Source organism: Pseudomonas macauensis (assembly GCF_047902425.1).
Classification (GTDB): domain Bacteria; phylum Pseudomonadota; class Gammaproteobacteria; order Pseudomonadales; family Pseudomonadaceae; genus Pseudomonas.
Genome location: NZ_CP138377.1, coordinates 380,672 through 398,801, shown reverse-complemented (window position 1 = coordinate 398,801; position 18,130 = coordinate 380,672). Strand labels below are relative to the sequence as shown.

Annotated in this window: 20 protein-coding genes; 8 read left to right on the top strand and 12 right to left on the bottom strand. The window is 66.3% G+C overall.

The window, feature by feature from the left end; all coding sequences use genetic code 11:
* Positions 1 to 84 precede the first annotated feature (84 nt).
* From SD196_RS01835 to SD196_RS01815, 5 genes are all read right to left on the bottom strand, one after another.
* The gene (locus SD196_RS01835; RefSeq protein WP_416311010.1) at positions 85 to 1,431 is read right to left on the bottom strand and encodes a DUF1329 domain-containing protein; all 1,347 of its coding nucleotides are present in this window, start codon (positions 1,429 to 1,431) and stop codon (positions 85 to 87) included.
* 164 nt (positions 1,432 to 1,595) lie between these two features.
* Complete coding sequence (gene trmB, locus SD196_RS01830) at positions 1,596 to 2,267, bottom strand: tRNA (guanosine(46)-N7)-methyltransferase TrmB (RefSeq protein ID WP_416311708.1); 672 nt, start codon at positions 2,265 to 2,267, stop codon at positions 1,596 to 1,598.
* 135 nt (positions 2,268 to 2,402) lie between these two features.
* The gene (locus tag SD196_RS01825) at positions 2,403 to 3,209 is read right to left on the bottom strand and encodes a thiazole synthase (protein WP_152219462.1); all 807 of its coding nucleotides are present in this window, start codon (positions 3,207 to 3,209) and stop codon (positions 2,403 to 2,405) included.
* A 60-nt stretch (positions 3,210 to 3,269) separates the two neighbouring features.
* On the bottom strand, positions 3,270 to 3,470 hold the full coding sequence (gene thiS, locus SD196_RS01820) for a sulfur carrier protein ThiS (protein ID WP_275609782.1): 201 nt from the start codon (positions 3,468 to 3,470) through the stop codon (positions 3,270 to 3,272).
* 100 nt (positions 3,471 to 3,570) lie between these two features.
* Positions 3,571 to 3,939 (bottom strand): DUF423 domain-containing protein, encoded by a 369-nt coding sequence (locus SD196_RS01815; RefSeq protein WP_343578254.1) that lies wholly within the window; start codon positions 3,937 to 3,939, stop codon positions 3,571 to 3,573.
* Positions 3,940 to 4,020: 81 nt separating this feature from the next.
* Between SD196_RS01815 and mtgA the strand changes: the two genes are divergently transcribed.
* A complete protein-coding gene (gene mtgA / locus SD196_RS01810) occupies positions 4,021 to 4,710 on the top strand; it encodes a monofunctional biosynthetic peptidoglycan transglycosylase (protein WP_343578253.1) in 690 nt (229 codons plus the stop codon).
* 34 nt (positions 4,711 to 4,744) lie between these two features.
* Here mtgA and SD196_RS01805 read toward each other — a convergent pair whose 3' ends face one another.
* The 5 genes from SD196_RS01805 to ftsY form a co-directional block, all read right to left on the bottom strand.
* Positions 4,745 to 5,359 (bottom strand): hypothetical protein, encoded by a 615-nt coding sequence (locus tag SD196_RS01805; RefSeq protein ID WP_275609779.1) that lies wholly within the window; start codon positions 5,357 to 5,359, stop codon positions 4,745 to 4,747.
* Positions 5,360 to 5,439: 80 nt separating this feature from the next.
* Positions 5,440 to 6,294, bottom strand: coding sequence for an RNA polymerase sigma factor RpoH (gene rpoH, locus SD196_RS01800; protein ID WP_207887093.1), 855 nt, complete (start codon positions 6,292 to 6,294; stop codon positions 5,440 to 5,442).
* A 110-nt stretch (positions 6,295 to 6,404) separates the two neighbouring features.
* Positions 6,405 to 7,415, bottom strand: coding sequence for a permease-like cell division protein FtsX (gene ftsX, locus SD196_RS01795; RefSeq protein WP_275609778.1), 1,011 nt, complete (start codon positions 7,413 to 7,415; stop codon positions 6,405 to 6,407).
* Positions 7,415 to 8,086, bottom strand: a complete 672-nt coding sequence (gene ftsE / locus SD196_RS01790) for a cell division ATP-binding protein FtsE (protein WP_275609777.1) — start codon at positions 8,084 to 8,086, stop codon at positions 7,415 to 7,417. Before ftsE ends, ftsX begins: the two co-directional genes overlap by 1 nt.
* On the bottom strand, positions 8,083 to 9,513 hold the full coding sequence (gene ftsY, locus SD196_RS01785) for a signal recognition particle-docking protein FtsY (RefSeq protein ID WP_343578252.1): 1,431 nt from the start codon (positions 9,511 to 9,513) through the stop codon (positions 8,083 to 8,085). Before ftsY ends, ftsE begins: the two co-directional genes overlap by 4 nt.
* 191 nt (positions 9,514 to 9,704) lie before the next feature.
* Here ftsY and SD196_RS01780 point away from each other — a divergent pair, with 191 nt between their 5' ends.
* The 4 genes from SD196_RS01780 to SD196_RS01765 are packed head-to-tail and all read left to right on the top strand — an operon-like array spanning position 9,705 to position 13,775.
* Entirely contained in the window at positions 9,705 to 11,075 is a 1,371-nt protein-coding gene (locus SD196_RS01780) for a M16 family metallopeptidase (RefSeq protein WP_275609775.1), read from the top strand.
* Entirely contained in the window at positions 11,068 to 12,561 is a 1,494-nt protein-coding gene (locus SD196_RS01775) for a pitrilysin family protein (protein WP_343578251.1), read from the top strand. The genes SD196_RS01780 and SD196_RS01775 overlap by 8 nt, the downstream gene beginning before the upstream one ends.
* On the top strand, positions 12,561 to 13,172 hold the full coding sequence (gene rsmD, locus SD196_RS01770) for a 16S rRNA (guanine(966)-N(2))-methyltransferase RsmD (protein WP_343578250.1): 612 nt from the start codon (positions 12,561 to 12,563) through the stop codon (positions 13,170 to 13,172). Before SD196_RS01775 ends, rsmD begins: the two co-directional genes overlap by 1 nt.
* 39 nt (positions 13,173 to 13,211) lie before the next feature.
* Positions 13,212 to 13,775 (top strand): hypothetical protein, encoded by a 564-nt coding sequence (locus tag SD196_RS01765; RefSeq protein WP_416311009.1) that lies wholly within the window; start codon positions 13,212 to 13,214, stop codon positions 13,773 to 13,775.
* A 6-nt stretch (positions 13,776 to 13,781) separates the two neighbouring features.
* Here SD196_RS01765 and SD196_RS01760 read toward each other — a convergent pair whose 3' ends face one another.
* Complete coding sequence (locus SD196_RS01760) at positions 13,782 to 14,135, bottom strand: hypothetical protein (RefSeq protein WP_331315607.1); 354 nt, start codon at positions 14,133 to 14,135, stop codon at positions 13,782 to 13,784.
* Between the two features lie 107 nt (positions 14,136 to 14,242).
* On the opposite strand from SD196_RS01760, the gene SD196_RS01755 reads away from it, so the two are divergent.
* Together SD196_RS01755 and SD196_RS01750 are read left to right on the top strand one after the other, a co-directional pair.
* Complete coding sequence (locus SD196_RS01755) at positions 14,243 to 15,238, top strand: hydrolase (protein WP_275609770.1); 996 nt, start codon at positions 14,243 to 14,245, stop codon at positions 15,236 to 15,238.
* 83 nt (positions 15,239 to 15,321) lie between these two features.
* Complete coding sequence (locus SD196_RS01750; RefSeq protein WP_331315603.1) at positions 15,322 to 15,738, top strand: GNAT family N-acetyltransferase; 417 nt, start codon at positions 15,322 to 15,324, stop codon at positions 15,736 to 15,738.
* Between the two features lie 35 nt (positions 15,739 to 15,773).
* On the opposite strand, the gene SD196_RS01745 is transcribed toward SD196_RS01750, so the two are convergent.
* On the bottom strand, positions 15,774 to 16,427 hold the full coding sequence (locus SD196_RS01745; RefSeq protein WP_331315601.1) for a TetR/AcrR family transcriptional regulator: 654 nt from the start codon (positions 16,425 to 16,427) through the stop codon (positions 15,774 to 15,776).
* A 227-nt stretch (positions 16,428 to 16,654) separates the two neighbouring features.
* Between SD196_RS01745 and SD196_RS01740 the strand changes: the two genes are divergently transcribed.
* Complete coding sequence (locus SD196_RS01740; protein ID WP_416311008.1) at positions 16,655 to 18,085, top strand: coniferyl aldehyde dehydrogenase; 1,431 nt, start codon at positions 16,655 to 16,657, stop codon at positions 18,083 to 18,085.
* Positions 18,086 to 18,130: the final 45 nt, after the last annotated feature.

The following is an 18,130-nucleotide window of genomic DNA, read 5'->3' as shown; positions in this document are numbered from 1 at the left end:
TGGGCGTCCCCCTCGATCCTACAGGTTTGCCCACCCACGTCGCTCGGATAGACAAAGGCCGCCTTGCGGCGGCCTCTGCTGGACTCAGTTACCCTCGCGGCGCAGCGCCTGCGGGGTGAAGTCGCGCGGCCCCAGCGGAGCGTTGAAGTCGTACATCGGCTCGTTGTTGTCCAGGCCGTCGACGAAGTAGCGCGCGCCATCCAGGTCATACAGCGCCTCCAGGGTGCTGAGCACCGTGGGCACGTCGTAGTAGTTGATCGGGTGCACTTCCTGGGCGCGGATCAGCTTGCCGTCCTGGTTGTAGATATCCGTGGCAAGGATCTGCCAGCTGTCTTCATCCAGGTAGAAGCGGCGCTTGGCAAACGGATGGCTCATCCCCTTGCGCAGGGTCGCCTCGACCACCCAGACCCGGTGTGGCTCGTAGCGCAACAGCTCGGGGTTGAGGGTCTTGGTGCGCAGGATGTCGGCGTAGGGAATGCCCTTCTGGTGCACCGCGTAGCTGTTGTAGGGCACCAGCATCTCGCGCTTGCCCAGCAGCTGCCACTCGTAGTGGTCCGGCGCACCGTTGTAGACGTCCACGGTGTCGGCGGTAGCCAGGCCATTGGTGTCCGGCTGCAGGCTGTCGTAGGCCAGGCTCGGCAGACGGCGCACGCGGCGCTCGCCACGGTTGAAGCGCCAGGCCTTGCGAATCGACAGCACCTGGTCGAGGGTCTCCTGCACCACCAGCGCGGAGCCGGCCAGCTTGGCCGGGGCGACCACGTTGTACTTGTAGTAGAACAGGGTGTTGTTCAGGTCCTGCGGAGTCATGCCCTCGCGGCCGTAGTTGAAGTACACATAACGGTCGAGCTTGAGCAGGTTGTAGCTGCCGTTGGCGAGCACGGCGGCCTGGTTGGTGACCATGTGAATCTGCTCGCCACGGTAACGCATGATGTGGTTCCAGATCGCTTCCAGGCCGCTCTTCGGGATCGGGAACGGCACACCGGCGGCGGCGCCCTGCACACCATTGCCGTCGGCGATCAGCTCGGCGTTCTCGGCGTTGAAGCGGGTGGCGTCATAAATGCGCTGGGGCAAGGATGCGCTGCGGCGGCTAGGGAAAACGCGCAGGTAGTAATCCGGGTTCTCCTGCAGCAGCGCCTGGGTGCCCGGGGTGAGCAGCGCCTGGTACTGCGCCAGATTCTTGCTGTCGACCTTGTACTGCACGGCGTCGCCGGCATAGGGATCGATATGGTGGGTGCCGGGCTGGTAACCCGCCGGCGGCGCGGTGATGCCACCCGTCCAGGCCGGGATGGTGCCGCTGGCGTTGCCGGCCTTCTCCGCCCCCATCGGCGTCAGGTCGCGGCCCAGTCGCGCCGCCTCGGCAGCATCGACTTTCGCCTGCGTCGGCAGGGCCCACACCCCCGCCACCAGCAGTACAGCAAGTTTCTTCAACACAGCAGACTCCTTTGCGACGGACTCCTGTCCGCCACTCTTATTTTCGTCCGCGGCGGGCGCCGCTTCTGTCAGGAGGTGAGGGTGGCCTTCCCGGCCGCCGGGTGGTCCCGGTCTAGTCGATGTTCATCCATGAAAAAGGCCTGCATGGCAGGCCTTCGGGTGGTTCAGTCGACGCGCTCGAACTTGAGGTCCCAGACGCCATGCCCGAGGCGTTCGCCGCGGCGCTCGAACTTGGTCACCGGCCGCTCGTCCGGGCGCGGTACATAGGTATTATCCGCCGAAAGGTTGCGGTAGCCGGGTGCGGCATTCATCACTTCCAGCATGTGCTCGGCATAGTTTTCCCAGTCGGTGGCCATGTGCAGCACGCCACCCACCTTCAGCTTCTGCCGCACCAGTTCCGCCCAGGCCGGCTGGACGATACGGCGCTTGTGGTGACGCGACTTGTGCCACGGATCGGGGAAGAACAGCAGCACGCGGTCGAGACTGGCATCGGCCACGCAATCGCGCAGCACTTCCAGTGCGTCGCAGCTGTAGACGCGGATGTTGGTCAGGTCCTGCGTGAGCATGCCGTTGAGCAATGCGCCCACGCCCGGACGGTGCACTTCCACGCCGATGAAGTCCTGGTCCGGCGCGGCGGCGGCCATTTCCAGGGTGGCGTGGCCCATGCCGAAACCGATCTCGAAGGTGCGCAGCGCCTGGCGCCCGAACACCTGGTCGAAGTCCCGCAGGCCGTCGGCCAGCTCCAGACCGTACTTCGGCCAGCCCTGCTCGAGGCCACGCTGCTGACCCTCGGTCATGCGCCCGGCGCGCATCACGAAGCTCTTGATGGTGCGCATCGGCCGGTTATCGCCGTCGGGCTGGTTTTCGGGCTGATTCTCGGGAATGTCACTCATGACTCGAACCTTGCGGGTAAATGCACACGCGGGCCGGTTACCAGAGGCAAACCGGCCCGCGTGCTGGGGTGGAAATACTTAGTTGATGAGGCCGGTCATCGGCGACGACGCGCTCGCATACAGCTTGCGCGGCATGCGGCCGGCCAGGTAGGCCAAGCGGCCAGCGACGATGGCGTGCTTCATGGCCTCGGCCATCATCACCGGGTTCTGCGCGTGGGCGATGGCGGTGTTCATCAGCACGGCCTCGCAGCCCAGCTCCATGGCGATGGTGGCGTCGGAGGCGGTGCCCACGCCCGCATCCACCAGCACCGGGACGGTGGCTTCCTCGAGGATGATGCGCAGGTTGTACGGGTTGCAGATACCCAGGCCCGAGCCGATCAGGCCGGCCAGCGGCATCACCGCGATGCAGCCGATCTCGGCCAGCTGGCGGGCGATGATCGGGTCGTCGCTGGTGTACACCATGACGTCGAAGCCGTCCTTGACCAGCACTTCGGCGGCCTTGAGGGTCTCGACGACGTTGGGGAAGAGGGTCTTCTGGTCGGCCAGGACTTCCAGCTTGACCAGATTGTGGCCATCGAGCAGCTCGCGAGCCAGGCGGCAGGTGCGCACGGCCTCGACGGCGTCGTAGCAGCCGGCGGTGTTCGGCAGGATGGTGTAGCGATCCGGCGGGATCACATCCAGCAGGTTGGGCTCGCCTGGGTTCTGGCCGATATTGGTGCGACGCACGGCGACGGTGACGATCTCGGCACCCGAGGCCTCGATGGCCACGCGGGTCTCTTCGAGGTCCTTGTACTTGCCGGTGCCGACCAGCAGGCGCGAATTGTAGGTGCGGCCAGCCAGGGTGAAGGGCTTGTCGACCGGCAGGGTGGAGGAAGCTTGGCTCATCGGATCACTCCTCAGGAATTGGGAAAGCTTTGCGGGGCCTGAAAGATGTGGCGGCGGACTCTAGCCGCCGCCGATGGCATGCACCACTTCCACCTGGTCGCCTTCGCTCAGGGCGGTGGCGGCGTGCTGGCTGCGCGGCACGATGTCCAGATTGAGCTCGACCGCGACACGCTTGCCGGTGAGGTCGAGACGCTCGAGCAGGTTGGCGACGGTCTGGCCGTCGGGCAGCTCGAAAGATTCGCCGTTCAACAAAATACGCATGGGCGGGACGGTCATTGCTGGAGGGGGTCGGCATTCTAGCCCGATCGCGCCCGATGACCAAGGCATCGGGCGTCGCAGCTCCATTTTTCTGACGTCCGGGTCAGCCCAGGCGCGCGGCCGCGGCCAGCAGCAGCGCCCAGCCGATGAGGAAGAACAGGCCGCCGATCGGCGTGACGATACCCACACTCAAGCCCGCCAGGGTCAGCAGGTAAAGGCTGCCGGAAAACAGCAGGATACCGGCGACGAAGGCCCAGCCAGCCCATTTCACCAGCGCGCCGCCGACCTGCACCGAGAGCAGCGCCACGCCCAGCAGGGCCAGGGCGTGCAGCATCTGGTAGTGAACGCCGGTCTGGAACACCGCCAGGTACTCCGGCGTCAGGCGACTTTTCAGGCCGTGGGCGGCAAAAGCACCAAGGGCCACGCCGGTGAAGCCAAAAAAGGCGGCAAGCATGAGGAAGATGCGCAGCATGCGAAAGCTCCAGGCAGATGAGTGCCGCTATAATGGCCCGCTCATCCGTCCCGGCAAAGCCAAAACGGTAATAGACCCTAAATGCCCAAGCTGCTCCGCCGCCTGCTCAAGATTGCGCTCTGGTTCGTCGCCATCAGCGTGGCGCTGGTCATCGTCCTGCGCTGGGTGCCGCCACCGGGCAGCATGCTGATGGTGGAACGCAAGATCGAGTCCTGGTTCGACGGCGAACCGATCGACCTGCAGCGCAGTTGGCGCTCCTGGGACGAACTGCCGGAAGACCTGAAGATCGCGGTAATTGCCGGCGAGGACCAGAAATTCGCCGACCACCATGGCTTCGACCTGCCGGCGATCCAGCAGGCACTGGCCCATAACGGGCATGGCGGCAGCGTGCGGGGTGCCAGCACCATCAGCCAGCAGGTGGCGAAGAACGTCTTCCTCTGGTCCGGACGCAGTTGGATTCGCAAGGGTTTCGAGGCCTGGTTCACCCTGCTGATCGAGACCTTCTGGCCCAAGCAGCGGATTCTCGAGGTTTACCTGAACAGCGTGGAGTGGGACTCCGGGGTGTTCGGCGCCCAGGCCGCCGCGCGCCATCACTTCGGCGTCGACGCCCAGCGGCTGTCACGCCAGCAGGCGAGCCTGCTGGCCGCCGTGCTCCCCAACCCGCGCAAATGGAGCGCCAGCCAACCCGGCGCCTACGTGCGCCAGCGCGCCGCCTGGATTCGCCAGCAGATGTGGCAACTGGGCGGTGACGACTACCTCGGCCGACTGTAAACCCTTCCAGCGCCGGACGGTCTTGTCCAGCGACTCAATGCGGCCGGGTCTTCTCGAAGGTGCTGCGCGGCACCACACGCAGCCATTGCAGCAGGCCATCCTTGTGCAGCAAGGTCAGACCCCGTTCGGGGTAGACCCAGGCTTCGCCGGCATCGGTCTGCAGGCGCAGTTTGGGATCGCCCAGACTGACCGCCAGGCGTCCGACGGCCAGTTCTTCCTGCGGCGCCAGCGCCAGTTCCGCCACCGGCTTGCTTTCCAGCTGACGCATCAGCTCGGTGCTTAACGGCTGGTCCTTGCTGTCGGGTTGCATGCCGGTGGCCTTGGCCAGGCTGTCATGTTCGCCAGGGCTCAGCTGCAACTCCGCCTCGACGTGCCAGAGCCCTTCGTCGGCATGCAACTGGCCGCGATAGTTCAGTTGCGGCCCGTCCTGGCTGGCGGTCAGCCAGAGCTCACCCGGCAGCAGCGCCTGGACCTCGCCCAGGGTCAGGCGACCATCGGCCAGCGGCGCGAAAACCTTCTCCTTCCACTCACCGAACCAATGCGGCGGCTTGGGTGGCGCCGAGGTGCGCGCGACCCACGAGCCCAGGGCGAAGGCCAGCACGGCGATGACCAGGAAGAACATCCCGTAGGCGGGGCGAATGCGCGGCATGGAGTTCTCCGGTTGCGCGGGCAGAAAAAAACCGCACCAGGGGTGCGGTTCTCGGACTCGCCGGGGCGCGCCGAAACCCGTCAGGCTTCGATGCGACCCTTGAGTTTGTTCATCGCGTTCTTTTCCAACTGCCGGATGCGCTCGGCGGACACGTTGTACTTGGCCGCCAGGTCGTGCAGCGTCGCCTTCTCCTCGGCCAGCCAGCGCTGGTAGAGGATGTCGCGACTGCGTTCGTCCAGGCCTTCCAGCGCCTCGTGCAGGCTGGCGGTGGAGCTATCGCTCCAGTCCGCTTCCTCCAGCTGGCGCGCCGGGTCGTAGCGATGGTCTTCCAGGTAATGCGCCGGAGACTGGTAGGCACTTTCGTCGTCGGCATCGGCCGCCGGGTCGAAGGCCATGTCCTGCCCGGTGAGACGGCTTTCCATCTCGCGGACTTCGCGGGCTTCGACGCCCAGGCTTTCGGCGACGCTGTTCACTTCGTCGTTGCTCAGCCAGGCCAGACGCTTCTTCTGGCTGCGCAGGTTGAAGAACAGCTTGCGCTGCGCCTTGGTGGTCGCGACTTTCACGATCCGCCAGTTACGCAGGATGAACTCATGGATTTCCGCCTTGATCCAATGGACGGCGAACGACACCAGGCGCACACCCATTTCCGGGTTGAAGCGCTTCACGGCCTTCATCAGGCCGACGTTGCCTTCCTGGATCAGATCGGCCTGAGCCAGGCCGTACCCGGAATAACTCCGGGCGATGTGCACGACGAAGCGCAGGTGCGCCAGAACCATTTGCCGTGCCGCTTCCAGATCTTGCTGATAGAAGAGGCGTTCGGCCAGTTCGCGCTCCTGCTCCGGCGACAACAGCGGAATGCTGTTCACCGAGTGCACATAGGATTCCAGGTTTGCACCGGGAACCAGGGCATAAACAGGTTGCAGAGAAGTGGTCATGCGAATCCTCCGATTCACGAAACTCGCGCAGTGTAGCACTGCGAAATCTGACTGCAAGCGGGTGTAAAAGTTCCTTTACACCCACTTAACCCCAGCAAAATCAGGGGGTTTCAGCGGGGCGCCAGCTCGCGCAGGTGCCGCGCCACGGCCAGCCAGGCGCCGATCCAGCCCAGCAGCACGGCGCCGACGGTGAGCGACAGGCCATCGTCCACCGGCACCCCGGCCAGGCCGAAGTCGCTGCCGTAGAGCCCGGCCAGGTTGACCACCGCGTCGTTCAGCCAGTTCAGGCCGAAGGCCAGCAGCGCCCAGGACAGGATGCCCGCGCCCAGGCCGTACAAGGCGCCCATATAGAGGAAGGGGCGGCGCACGTAACCGTCCGTCCCGCCGACCAGCTTGATCACCTCGATTTCGTTACGGCGGTTTTCAATGTGCAGGCGGATGGTGTTGCCGATGACCAGGAGCAGGGTCAGCACCAGCAGGATCGTCAGGCCGAAGACGAAGCGGTCGCCCAGCTTGAGGATCGCCGACAGGCGCTCGACCCAGACCAGGTCCAGCTGCGCCTGTTGTACGCCCGGCAGTTCGGACAGGCGTTGACGCAAGGCATCCAGCTGGGCCTTGTCGATCTGCTTGGGAGTCACCGAAATCACCGCCGGCAGCGGGTTGTCGGGTAGCTCCTTCAGAGCTTCCCCCAGGCCGGACTGTTCCTGCAGCTCTTTCAGCGCATCGTCGCGGCTGATCAGTTGCGCCTCGATCACGTCGGGCATTTTCTCGATCTGTTCGCGCAGGTCCTGGCCCTGGCTGTCAGTGGCCTTCAGGTCGAGGAACAGGGAAATCTGCGCGGCGCGCTGCCAGGAGCCGCCCAGGCGCTCGACGTTGCCCAGCAGCAGCGACAGGCCCATGGGCAGGCTGAGGGTAATGCCCATCACCAGGCAGGTGAAGAAACTGCCGAAGGGATGGCTGAACAGACGGTGCAGGCTGTCGGCCAGGCTGGCGCGGTGGTTTTCCACATAGGCGGCCAGCGAGGCGCTCTGGTCCTGGTTTTCGTGCTCGTCCGGGCGCTCGCGGGTGTTGCGCTGCGGCGTGCCCTCTTCCGGGCCGTGGGGCAGGTCGTTGGCGCTCATCAGGCGGTCTCCTCGCGGTCGGCGATGATGCGGCCGCGCTGCAGGGTGATCATCCGGTGACGCATCCGCGCGATCAGCGCCAGGTCGTGGCTGGCGATCAGCACGGTGGTGCCCAGGCGATTGATGTCTTCGAATACGGCCATGATTTCCGAGGCCAGGCGCGGGTCGAGGTTGCCGGTCGGCTCGTCGGCGAGCAGCAGGGCCGGGCGGTGCACCACCGCGCGGGCGATGCCGACACGCTGCTGCTGGCCGGTGGAGAGGTCGGACGGCAGGTCCTGGGCCTTCTCCTTGAGGTTCACCCGTTCCAGCGCCTCTTCCACGCGGCGGGCGATCTCCGGCTTGGGCAGGCCAAGGATCTGCATCGGCAGGGCGACGTTGTCGAACACGCTGCGGTCGTTGAGCAGTTGGTGGTTCTGGAACACCACGCCGATCTGCCGGCGCAGGAACGGAATCTGCGCGGTGGAGATGCGCGACACGTCCTGCCCGCCGAGCAGCAGCTTGCCGGAGGTGGGCCGCTCCATCGCCAGGATCAGGCGCAGCAGGGTGCTCTTGCCCGCGCCGGAGTGGCCGGTGACGAACATGATCTCGCCGCGGGGCACGCGGAACGAAATCTCGTGCAGGCCAACATGGCCGTTGGGATAGCGTTTGCCAACCTGCTCGAAACGGATCATGCGATCTCCCGGGTCTCGAAGAGTGCGCGGACGAAGGCGTCGGCCTCGAAGGTTCGAAGATCGTCGATCCCCTCGCCGACGCCGATGTAGCGGATCGGCAGGCCGAACTGCTTGGCCAGGGCGAAGATCACCCCGCCCTTGGCGGTGCCGTCCAGTTTGGTCAGGGCGAGGCCCGTGAGTTCCACTGCATTGTTGAACTGCTTGGCCTGGTTGATGGCGTTCTGCCCGGTGCCGGCGTCGAGCACCAGCAGGACTTCGTGGGGAGCCGTCTCGTCCAGCTTGCCGATCACGCGGCGCACCTTCTTCAGCTCTTCCATCAGGTTGTCCTTGGTGTGCAGGCGACCGGCGGTATCGGCGATCAGCACGTCAATGCCACGGGCCTTGGCGGCCTGCACGGCGTCGAAGATCACCGAGGCGGAATCGGCGCCGGTGTGCTGGGCGATCACCGCGATGTTGTTGCGCTCGCCCCACACCTGCAGTTGCTCGACGGCAGCGGCACGGAAGGTATCGCCGGCGGCCAGCATGACCTTCTTGCCTTCCAGCTGCAGCTTCTTGGCCAGCTTGCCGATGGTGGTGGTCTTGCCGACGCCGTTCACGCCGACGACCAGGATCACGTAGGGCTGCTTGCCGGACTCGATGGCCAGCGGCTGTTCCACGGGGCGCAGCAGGCCGGTCAGTTCTTCCTGCAGGGCCTTGTACAGCGCTTCGCTGTCGGCCAGTTCCTTGCGCGCCACGCGCTTGGTCAGGTTCTGCACGATGGCGGTGGTGGCCTCGACGCCGACGTCGGCGGTCAGCAGGCGGGTTTCCAGTTCGTCCAGCAGGTCGTCGTCGATGGCCTTCTTGCCCAGGAACAGGCTGGCCATGCCCTCGCCGATGCTGGCGCTGGTCTTCGACAGGCCCTGCTTGAGGCGGGCGAAGAAGCCGAGCTTGGCCGGTTCGGCCGCGGCAGGCTTGGCTTGCGGTTCGGGTTCCGGCTGCGGGGCGGGCTCGGGCTCGGGCTCCGGCTGTGCGATCACGGCGGGAGCTTCAACCACGGCCACGGGCTCGGGCTGGGCGGGCGCGGCAACGGGCGCAGGCTCGACCGGCTGGACGGCCGGCTGCGGCGCCTCGGCAACGACCGGCTGCGGAGCGGGCTGCGGCTCCGGCTGCACCGGCGGCTCGACCGGCACGCTGGCCGGCACCACGTCGACTATCGGTTCGGGGGTCGGCTCAGGCGTCGGCTCGGCGCGCGGGGCTACCGGCTCGGCCTGGGCGGCAGGCGCCTGCTCGGGTGCGGGAACCGGTTCGGCGGCAACAGGCTGTTCAACCTGCGGCGCGACTTCGGCGGCGGGTTGTTCCTCGGCCTGCGGCTTCTTGCGCCACCAGCTGAACAGTCCTTTCTTTTCCCCGGCGGGCGGGGCCTTCTTGTCGTCGTTGGAACCAAACATGTAGGGATCGAATCTCTAGGGGACGCCACGGAGGCAGGCAGCAAAAAAGCCTCGAAACAGCTTTGAGAAGCCCTGAACGTGGCCGCCCGGAAAACGGATGGGTATCCTAGCATCTCCTCGCCCGCCGGGGTTAAGAGGCTGGCCGCCAGCCTGCATAGACCCTGCGGATAGCCCGAAAGGTTCATTCGACGATGAAAACCCCTGCACGCCGCCACGCCGGCCTGCTGCTCGGTTCCCTGTTGCTGCCGCTGATGGCGGTTGCCGCAGACCCACAGCCCACCCACGAATACACCCTGGACAACGGCCTGAAGGTCGTGGTCCGCGAAGACCACCGCGCACCCGTGGTGGTTTCCCAGCTCTGGTACAAGGTCGGCTCCAGCTACGAGACGCCCGGCCTCACCGGCCTGTCCCATGCCCTGGAACACATGATGTTCAAGGGCAGCCGCAAGCTCGGCCCCGGCGAAGCCTCGCTGGTGCTACGCGAACTCGGCGCAGATGAGAACGCCTTCACCACCGACGACTACACCGCCTATTACCAGGTGCTGGCCCGCGACCGCCTGCCGGTGGCGCTGGAGCTGGAAGCCGACCGCATGGCCCACCTCGCCCTGCCGGCCGACCAGTTCAACAGCGAAATCGAGGTGATCAAGGAGGAGCGTCGCCTGCGCACCGACGACAAGCCCAACTCGCTGGCCTTCGAGCGCTTCAAGGCCGCCGCCTACCCTGCCAGCGGCTACCGCACGCCGACCATCGGCTGGATGGCTGACCTGCAGCGCATGACCATCGACGACCTGCGCCACTGGTACCAGGCCTGGTACGCACCGAACAACGCCACCCTGGTGGTGGTCGGCGACGTCAGCGGCGACGAGGTGAAAGCCCTCGCGCAAAAGTACTTCGGCGAAATTCCCAAGCGCGACCTGCCTGCCGCGCGCAAGCCGCTGGAGCTGGCCGAACCCGGCGAGCGCCGCCTGACGCTGCACGTGCGCACCCAGCTGCCGAGCCTGATCATGGGCTTCAACGTGCCGAGCCTGGGCAGCACCGACAATCCGCGCGAGGTCAACGCCCTGCGCCTGCTCTCGGCGATCCTCGACGGCGGCTACAGCGCCCGCCTGGCTTCGCGCCTGGAGCGTGGCGAGGAAATCGTCACCGGCGCCTCCGCCTCCTACGACGCCTTCGCCCGTGGCGACAGCCTGTTCTTCCTCTCCGCAACGCCCAACGTGCAGACCGGCAAGACCCTCGATCAGGTCGAGGCCGCCCTCTGGCAGCAACTGGAAGAGCTGAAGAAAACCCCGCCGAGCAAGGAAGAACTGGAGCGCGTGCGCGCCCAGGTGATCGCCGGGCTGGTCTACGAGCGCGACTCCATCGCCAGCCAGGCCAGCACCATCGGCGAGCTGGAAAGCGTCGGCCTGTCCTGGAAGCTGGCCGACCAGGACCTGGAGTCCCTGCAGGCGGTCACCGCCGAGGACATCCAGAAAGCCGCCCGCACCTATTTCACCCGCTCCCGCCTGACCCTCGCCCAGGTCCTGCCGGAAGTCGCCACCGACAAGGAGCCGAGCCATGAGTGAACGCAATGGCCTGCGCTACGGCCTGGTCGGGCTGATCGTCATCCTGCTGATCGCCGGACTGGTACTCTTCGTTTCCCGCCCCGCCGCCAATACCGAGGTCGCCAAGCCGGCGCCCGAGGCGAGTGCCCCCACCGGCCTGCAATCCCTCGCCGAAGCCGCCGGCAAGGCCCCCAGCCACCGCAAGCTGAACATCCAGCAGTGGCAAACCGCCGAAGGCGCCCACGTGCTCTTCGTCGAAGCCCATGAGCTGCCGATGTTCGACCTGCGCCTGACCTTCGCCGCCGGCAGCAGCCAGGATGGCGACACCTACGGCCTGGCCATGCTGACCAACGCCATGCTCAACGAAGGTGTGCCCGGCAAGGACACCAGTGCCATCGCCGCCGGCTTCGACGACCTGGGCGCCAACTTCGGCAACGGCTCCTACCGCGACATGGCGGTGGCCAGCCTGCGCAGCCTGAGCGAGCCGGCCAAGCGCGACGCCGCGCTGGCGCTGTTCGACCAGGTGATCGGCCAGCCGACCTTCCCCGAGGACGCCCTGGTGCGCATCAAGAACCAGGTGCTGGCGGGCCTCGAGTACCAGAAGCAGAACCCCGGCAAGCTGGCGGGTCTCGAGCTGTTCAGGCGGCTGTATGGCGATCACCCTTACGCCCACTCCAGCGACGGCAACGAGAAGTCGATCCCGAAGATCACCACCGCCCAGCTGCGTGCCTTCCACCAGAAGGGCTACGCCGCCGGCAACGTGGTCATCGCACTGGTCGGCGACCTGACCCGCGAGCAGGCCGAGAGCATCGCCAACCGCGTCTCCCAGTCGCTGCCCAAGGGCCCTGCCCTGCCGGCCCCGGCCGAGCCGCAGACGCCGAAGGCCGGCGTCACCCATATCGAGTTCCCGTCCAAGCAGACCCAACTGATGCTGGCGCAGCTGGGCATCACCCGTGACGACCCGGACTACGCCGCGCTTTACCTGGGCAACCAGATCCTTGGCGGAGGCGGCTTCGGCTCCCGGCTGATGGACCAGGTGCGCGAGAAGCGTGGCCTGACCTACGGCGTCTACTCCGGATTCACCGGCATGCAGTCGCGTGGGCCCTTCACCATCGGCCTGCAGACCCGCGCCGAAATGAGCGAAGGCACCCTCAAGCTGGTCCAGGACATCGTCCGCGACTACCTCGACAAGGGCCCGACGCAGAAGGAACTGGACGACGCCAAGCGCGAACTGGCCGGCAGCTTCCCGCTGTCCACCGCGAGCAACGCCGACATCGTCGGCCAACTGGGCGCCATCGGCTTCTACAACCTGCCGCTGGACTACCTGGAAACCTTCCTCAGCCAGGTGCAGGCACTGAGCGTCGAGCAGGTACAGCAGGCCATGCGCCGCCACCTCGACCCGAACGCCTTCGTCATCGTCACCACCGGCCCGACCGTGCCGCAGAAGCCGCTGCCGCCGCCCACCGAAAAGCCCGCCGCGCAACCCGCCGGCGTACCGGAGCACTGATGAGCAAACGACCCGGCGGCGCCCCGCGCGCCGCACAACGTCCCCACGGCGGCCAGGGCCAGCTGCGCATCATCGGCGGCGAGTGGCGCAGCCGGCGTTTCGCCTTCCCCGACGGCCCGGGCCTGCGCCCGACCCCGGACCGCGTGCGCGAGACCCTGTTCAACTGGCTGGCCGCCTACGTCCCCGGCGCCCGCGTGCTGGACCCCTTCGCCGGCAGCGGCGCGCTGTTCCTCGAAGCCCTGTCCCGCGGCGCCAGCGCGGGCCTGGCGCTGGACACCAACGCCGAAGCGGCAACCGCCCTGCGCGGCCACCTCGGCACCCTCCAGTGCACCAGCGGCCAGGTCCTGCTGACCGACGCCCTGCGCTACCTGGAGGGTCAGCCGCCAGCCCCGTTCGACCTGGTATTCCTCGACCCGCCCTTCCACCAGAACCTGCTGCAGAACGCCTGCCGTCTGCTGGAAGAACGTGGCTGGCTGGCCAAGGACGCCTGGGTCTACACCGAAAGCGAAGCCGCGCCGTCCAGCCTCGGCCTGCCGGCCAACTGGCGGCTGCACCGGGAGAAGAAGGCCGGGGCGGTGAACTACGCGTTGTGGCAGCGCGAGGAGTCCTGAACAGGGACTGAACCGTTGCGGAAAATGGAAAGCTGAACGATGACCACCTCCCCACTCTCGATCCGCGAACAACTGCTGGCTCTGGAGGAACGCTGCTTCGAACAGCCCGCCAGCGACTGGGCGGGTGACATCGCCCTACCTGATGAACTGGAGCGCTTCTACCGTGAAGTCGGCCCGTGCGACTGCAACCTGGATACCGCCGGCAATCCATTCTTCCTTCCCTCGCTGGCGAAGCTGTGGAAACAGCAGGCCGGCTATCGCTGGCACGGTCTGACCGGCGAGCGGCTGGCGGGGTGGAGCGAGGACTGGATCGTGGTGGCAGACCAGGGTGCCGATCCCTTCATTCTCGAGTGCTCCACCGGCCGAATCCTCTTCGACCAGCATGGCGGCCCCTGGGCCCCCGCGCCGATGTTCGACGATCTGTGGCAAATGACTGCCTGCCTCGCCGCCTTCGCCCGGGTCTGGCGCGGAGCCGGCGAGGACATCTTCGCGGAGGATTACAGCGTCAACCCGATCTACCGCCGCGAGCTGATCGGCGAACTGGCGCAGCTGCTGGGCGACACCAGCCGCGCGGAAGACCTGGCCGACGAGTTCGGTTGGTAGGCCGGCTCAGATCGACCTCCCGGCATCGACGGTGCTGGTGCGCACCAGCTCCACGCCGTCAACCACCATCTTCCATTGGCTGCCGTCCTGGTAGGGTGGTTTGGAGACCTTGAAGTGCGTATCGAACGGGCCGAACCCCACGGTGAATCCGTCGGCCTCGTAGCGCTTGATCGGCGCCTCGATGGACTTTGAAGTACTACCCGAAATCCGCTTGTAGGCAACACGGCCGTCCGCTGTAACCAGCAGGCTCATCTCCGGTGAAGTCCATAAGCCGACGTATGACCGGTGCTCCTGCGGCACCGGCTCGCCACACGCGGCCAGCCACAATACCAGGCTCAACGCCGCGATTTGCTTCCACATCCCATCCCCTCCTTTGCGTGGGTTTCCCTGACGGCGGATGCACAAGGCATCCATTGCACGGCCGACTTGGCGTTACTATCACAGCTCGTCAGCCCATTTGATCCATGATGACTATACCCTCCCCGTTCAAACCCGCCTGGTGGCTCCCCGGCCCGCACCTGCAGACGCTCTACGGCTCCCTCCTGCGCCAGTTGCCGAGCCTTGCCCGCACCCGCGAGCGACTGTGGCTGGAGGATGGTGACTTCATCGACCTGGACTGGCACGGCCCGCATGAAGCCGATACGCCGCTGGTGCTGGCACTGCATGGGCTGACCGGCTCCTCGTCCTCGCACTACATCCTCGGCCTGCAGCAGCAACTGGCAGCGCAGGGTTGGGCCAGCGTGGCGCTGAACTGGCGGGGCTGTTCGGGGGAATCGAACCTGCTGCCGCGCGGCTACCACTCCGGCGTCAGCGAGGACCTTGCCTCGGTGATCGCCCACGTCCGCGCCAAACGGCCCATGGCGCCGCTGTATGCGGTGGGCTATTCGCTGGGTGGCAACGTGCTGCTCAAGCACCTGGGCGAATCCTCGGACAGCTGCCCGCTGAAGGGCGCGGTGGCGGTGTCGGTGCCGTTCCGCCTGGATCAGTGCGCCGACCGCATCGGCATCGGGTTCTCCAGGGTCTATCAGGCGCACTTCATGCGCGAGCTGGTTGCCTATGTGCAGACCAAGCGCCAGGCCTTCGCCGCCGGCGGCCATGCGGAGAAACTCGCCGCGCTGGAGCGCCTCGGCCCGCTGGACGGCATGCGTACCTTCTGGGATTTCGACGACCGGGTGACCGCGCCGCTGCACGGGTTCGCCGATGTCCACGACTACTATCGACGGGCGTCCAGCCGCTATTACCTGGGCGGCATCCGCGTGCCGACCCTGGTCATCCAGTCCAGCGACGATCCCTTCATCCACGCGCAGAGCATTCCGCAGGCCGGCGAGCTCTCGGCCTCCACCGAGCTGGAGCTGCTGGCCCACGGCGGCCATGTCGGCTTCATCGGCGGCTCGCCAGGGCGGCCGGACTACTATCTGGAACGCCGCATCCCGCAATGGCTGCGGCAGCGGCACGGAGCCTGACTGCCCTGGATCAGCCGGTCGTGGCCGCGATGAGGCAGACTGGAGGCGTACCCAGGAAGGGAAGGCCGGACAGGAGTGACGCCATGACCGACACAGCGCTGACGATTCTGCACAACCCGGCACTAAGCGATGCGCAGTGCGCCGGGATCGCCGCGCTCTATCGCGCGGTGGGCTGGGGTTCGCCCGGCACGACACAGGAAATACGCGAGCTCTACGAATTCTCCAGCTACACCCTGCTGGTCCAGGACGGCGAACAGGTCACCGGCCTGCTGCGGGCCGAGAGCGAAACGGCACAGACCACCTGGCTGGCGGAAATCGCCGTGCTACCGGGATTCCAGTCATGCGGTGTGGGACGCCTGCTGATGGCGCGTTTCATCGCTGACCATCCGCAGCGCACGCTCTACACGGACGCCACCGAGGGCGTGGAGGAGTTCTTCCTGCGCCACGGCATCGCCCTGCGCCGGCCACGGGTGCCGGGGCCGCGCAAGGTGGATGCTTGAGAGGGATAGCGCGCGACGAGAGCCCCGCGAAAAAATCAGTCGTCCAGCGGCACGTACAACCGATCGAACACCGCTGCCACCGCCTCGCGCGCATCCGGGGCGATATGCCCGCTTTCCAGCGCCAGCACCTGGTAGAGCCCCCGGCGCAGCAGGGCTTCGCTGAGGTCACCGGTCACCTCGCGGGTGGTGCAGAGGAAGCGCACCCAGGAGGTGAGGATGATCCAGGCATTGAGGGTCAGCGATTCGAGCTGGGTGTCATCCATCAGCAGGATGCCGGCATCGACGAAGCCGCGATACACGGCCTTGGCGTTGACCAGCGCGCGGCGGGCGAAGCTGCGGTAGTTGGCGGCCAGTTCCGGGTCGGCGTCGAGCAGGTGCTCGAGGTCGCGGTGCAGGAAGCGGTAGCGCCACATCGCCTCCAGCAGCGATTCGAGGTAGTAGATCTTGTCTTCCACCATCAGCGCGCGGTCGTCCGGCACGCGCAGGAACTGGTCCACATAGCCTTCGTACTCGGCGAACAGCTCGGCGATGATCGCCTGCTTGTTGCGGTAGTGGTAGTACAGGTTGCCCGGCGAAATGCCCAGGTGGGCGGCGATGTGGTTGGTGGTGACGCTGCGCTCGCCCTGGGCGTTGAACAGCTCCAGGCTGGCCTGGGCGATGCGCTCGCGGGTCTTGATGCGTGGGGCCATTCGCGGAACTCGTGAAGACGGATTGCGGGGCAAAGGTACACCGATTGCTACCGCGTAACACCTGGGCAGGCGCATCCCAACTTTTCGTTGGCTGGGCCTGGCGACGCGGACACGGCATGCTGATTGACAGTCTAGAGTAATTGCTCTAAAAATCCAGCGACAGTACAACAACACGAAGCGCCTACCCACCGGACGCTTCCCCAGCCGCTTCCGCCAAGGAGCCCGTCATGGTCGCCGACATCGCCTACCTGCAGCAGAGCCAGCAGCAGATCAGCCAGCTGGAATCCCTCCTCGAACGCCAGCGTCAGGCCTACCGCGCCAACCCGATGCCCGACGCCGGCCAGCGCATCGCCTGGCTGAAGAGCCTCGCCAACCTGCTGGTGACCGAGCAGCAGGCGATCATCAAGGCGATCAACAGCGACTTCAGTAACCGCTCGGCCGACGAGACCCTGCTGGCCGAAGTGATGCCCAGCCTGCACGGCGTGCACTACGCGGCCAAGCGCGTGAAGAAGTGGATGAAACCGTCGCGCCGCAGCGTGGGCATGCAGTTCCAGCCGGCCTCGGCCAAGGTCATCTACCAGCCGCTGGGCGTGGTGGGTGTGATCGTGCCGTGGAACTACCCGCTGTTCCTCGCCATCGGCCCGCTGACCGGCGCCCTGGCGGCCGGCAACCGGGTGATGATCAAGATGAGCGAATCCACCCCCGCCACCGCCCACATGCTCAAGACGCTGCTGGCGAAGATCTTCCCCGAGGACATGGTGGCGGTGGTCGAAGGCGAGGTGGAAGTGGGCGTGGCCTTCTCCAAGCTGCCGTTCGACCACCTGCTGTTCACCGGCGCCACCAGCATCGGCAAGCACGTGATGCGTGCCGCCGCCGAAAACCTCACCCCGGTGACCCTGGAACTGGGCGGCAAGTCGCCGGCCATTGTCTCCACCAGCGTGCCGATGAAGGACGCCGCCGAGCGCATCGCCTTCGGCAAGTCGCTCAACGCCGGGCAGACCTGCGTGGCGCCCGACTACGTGCTGGTGCCGCACAACCGCGTCGACGAGTTCGTCGACAGCTACCGTCAGGTGGTACAGGGCTTCTTCCCGAAACTGGAGAACAACCCGGACTACACCGCGATCATCAACGAGCGCCAGCTGTCGCGCCTGAACGGCTACCTGGCCGATGCCAAGGCACGCGGCGCCACGGTCATCCCGCTGTTCCCGCAGGCCCAGGGCCGCCGTCTGCCGCAGGCGCTGCTGCTGAACGTGAACGACGAGATGAAGGTGATGCAGGAGGAAATCTTCGGCCCGCTGCTGCCGGTGATCCCCTACCAGAGCCTGGACGAGGCGCTGCGCTATATCAACGAGCGCGACCGCCCGCTGGCGCTGTACTACTTCGGCTACGACAAGCGCGAGCAGGATCATGTGCTGGCGCAGACCCATTCGGGCGGCGTGTGCCTGAACGACACCCTGCTGCACGTGGCCCAGGACGATATGCCGTTCGGCGGCGTCGGCCCCTCGGGCATGGGGCACTACCACGGCCATGAAGGCTTCCTGACCTTCTCCAAGGCCAAGGGCGTGTTCAGCAAGCCGCGCTTCAATGCCGCCCGGGTGATCTACCCGCCCTATGGCAAGTCGCTGCAGAAGCTGGTGTACAAGCTGTTCATCCGCTGATCTTCCTGGCCGCCGGCAACCCCGGCGGCGCTCTTCACAGGTACT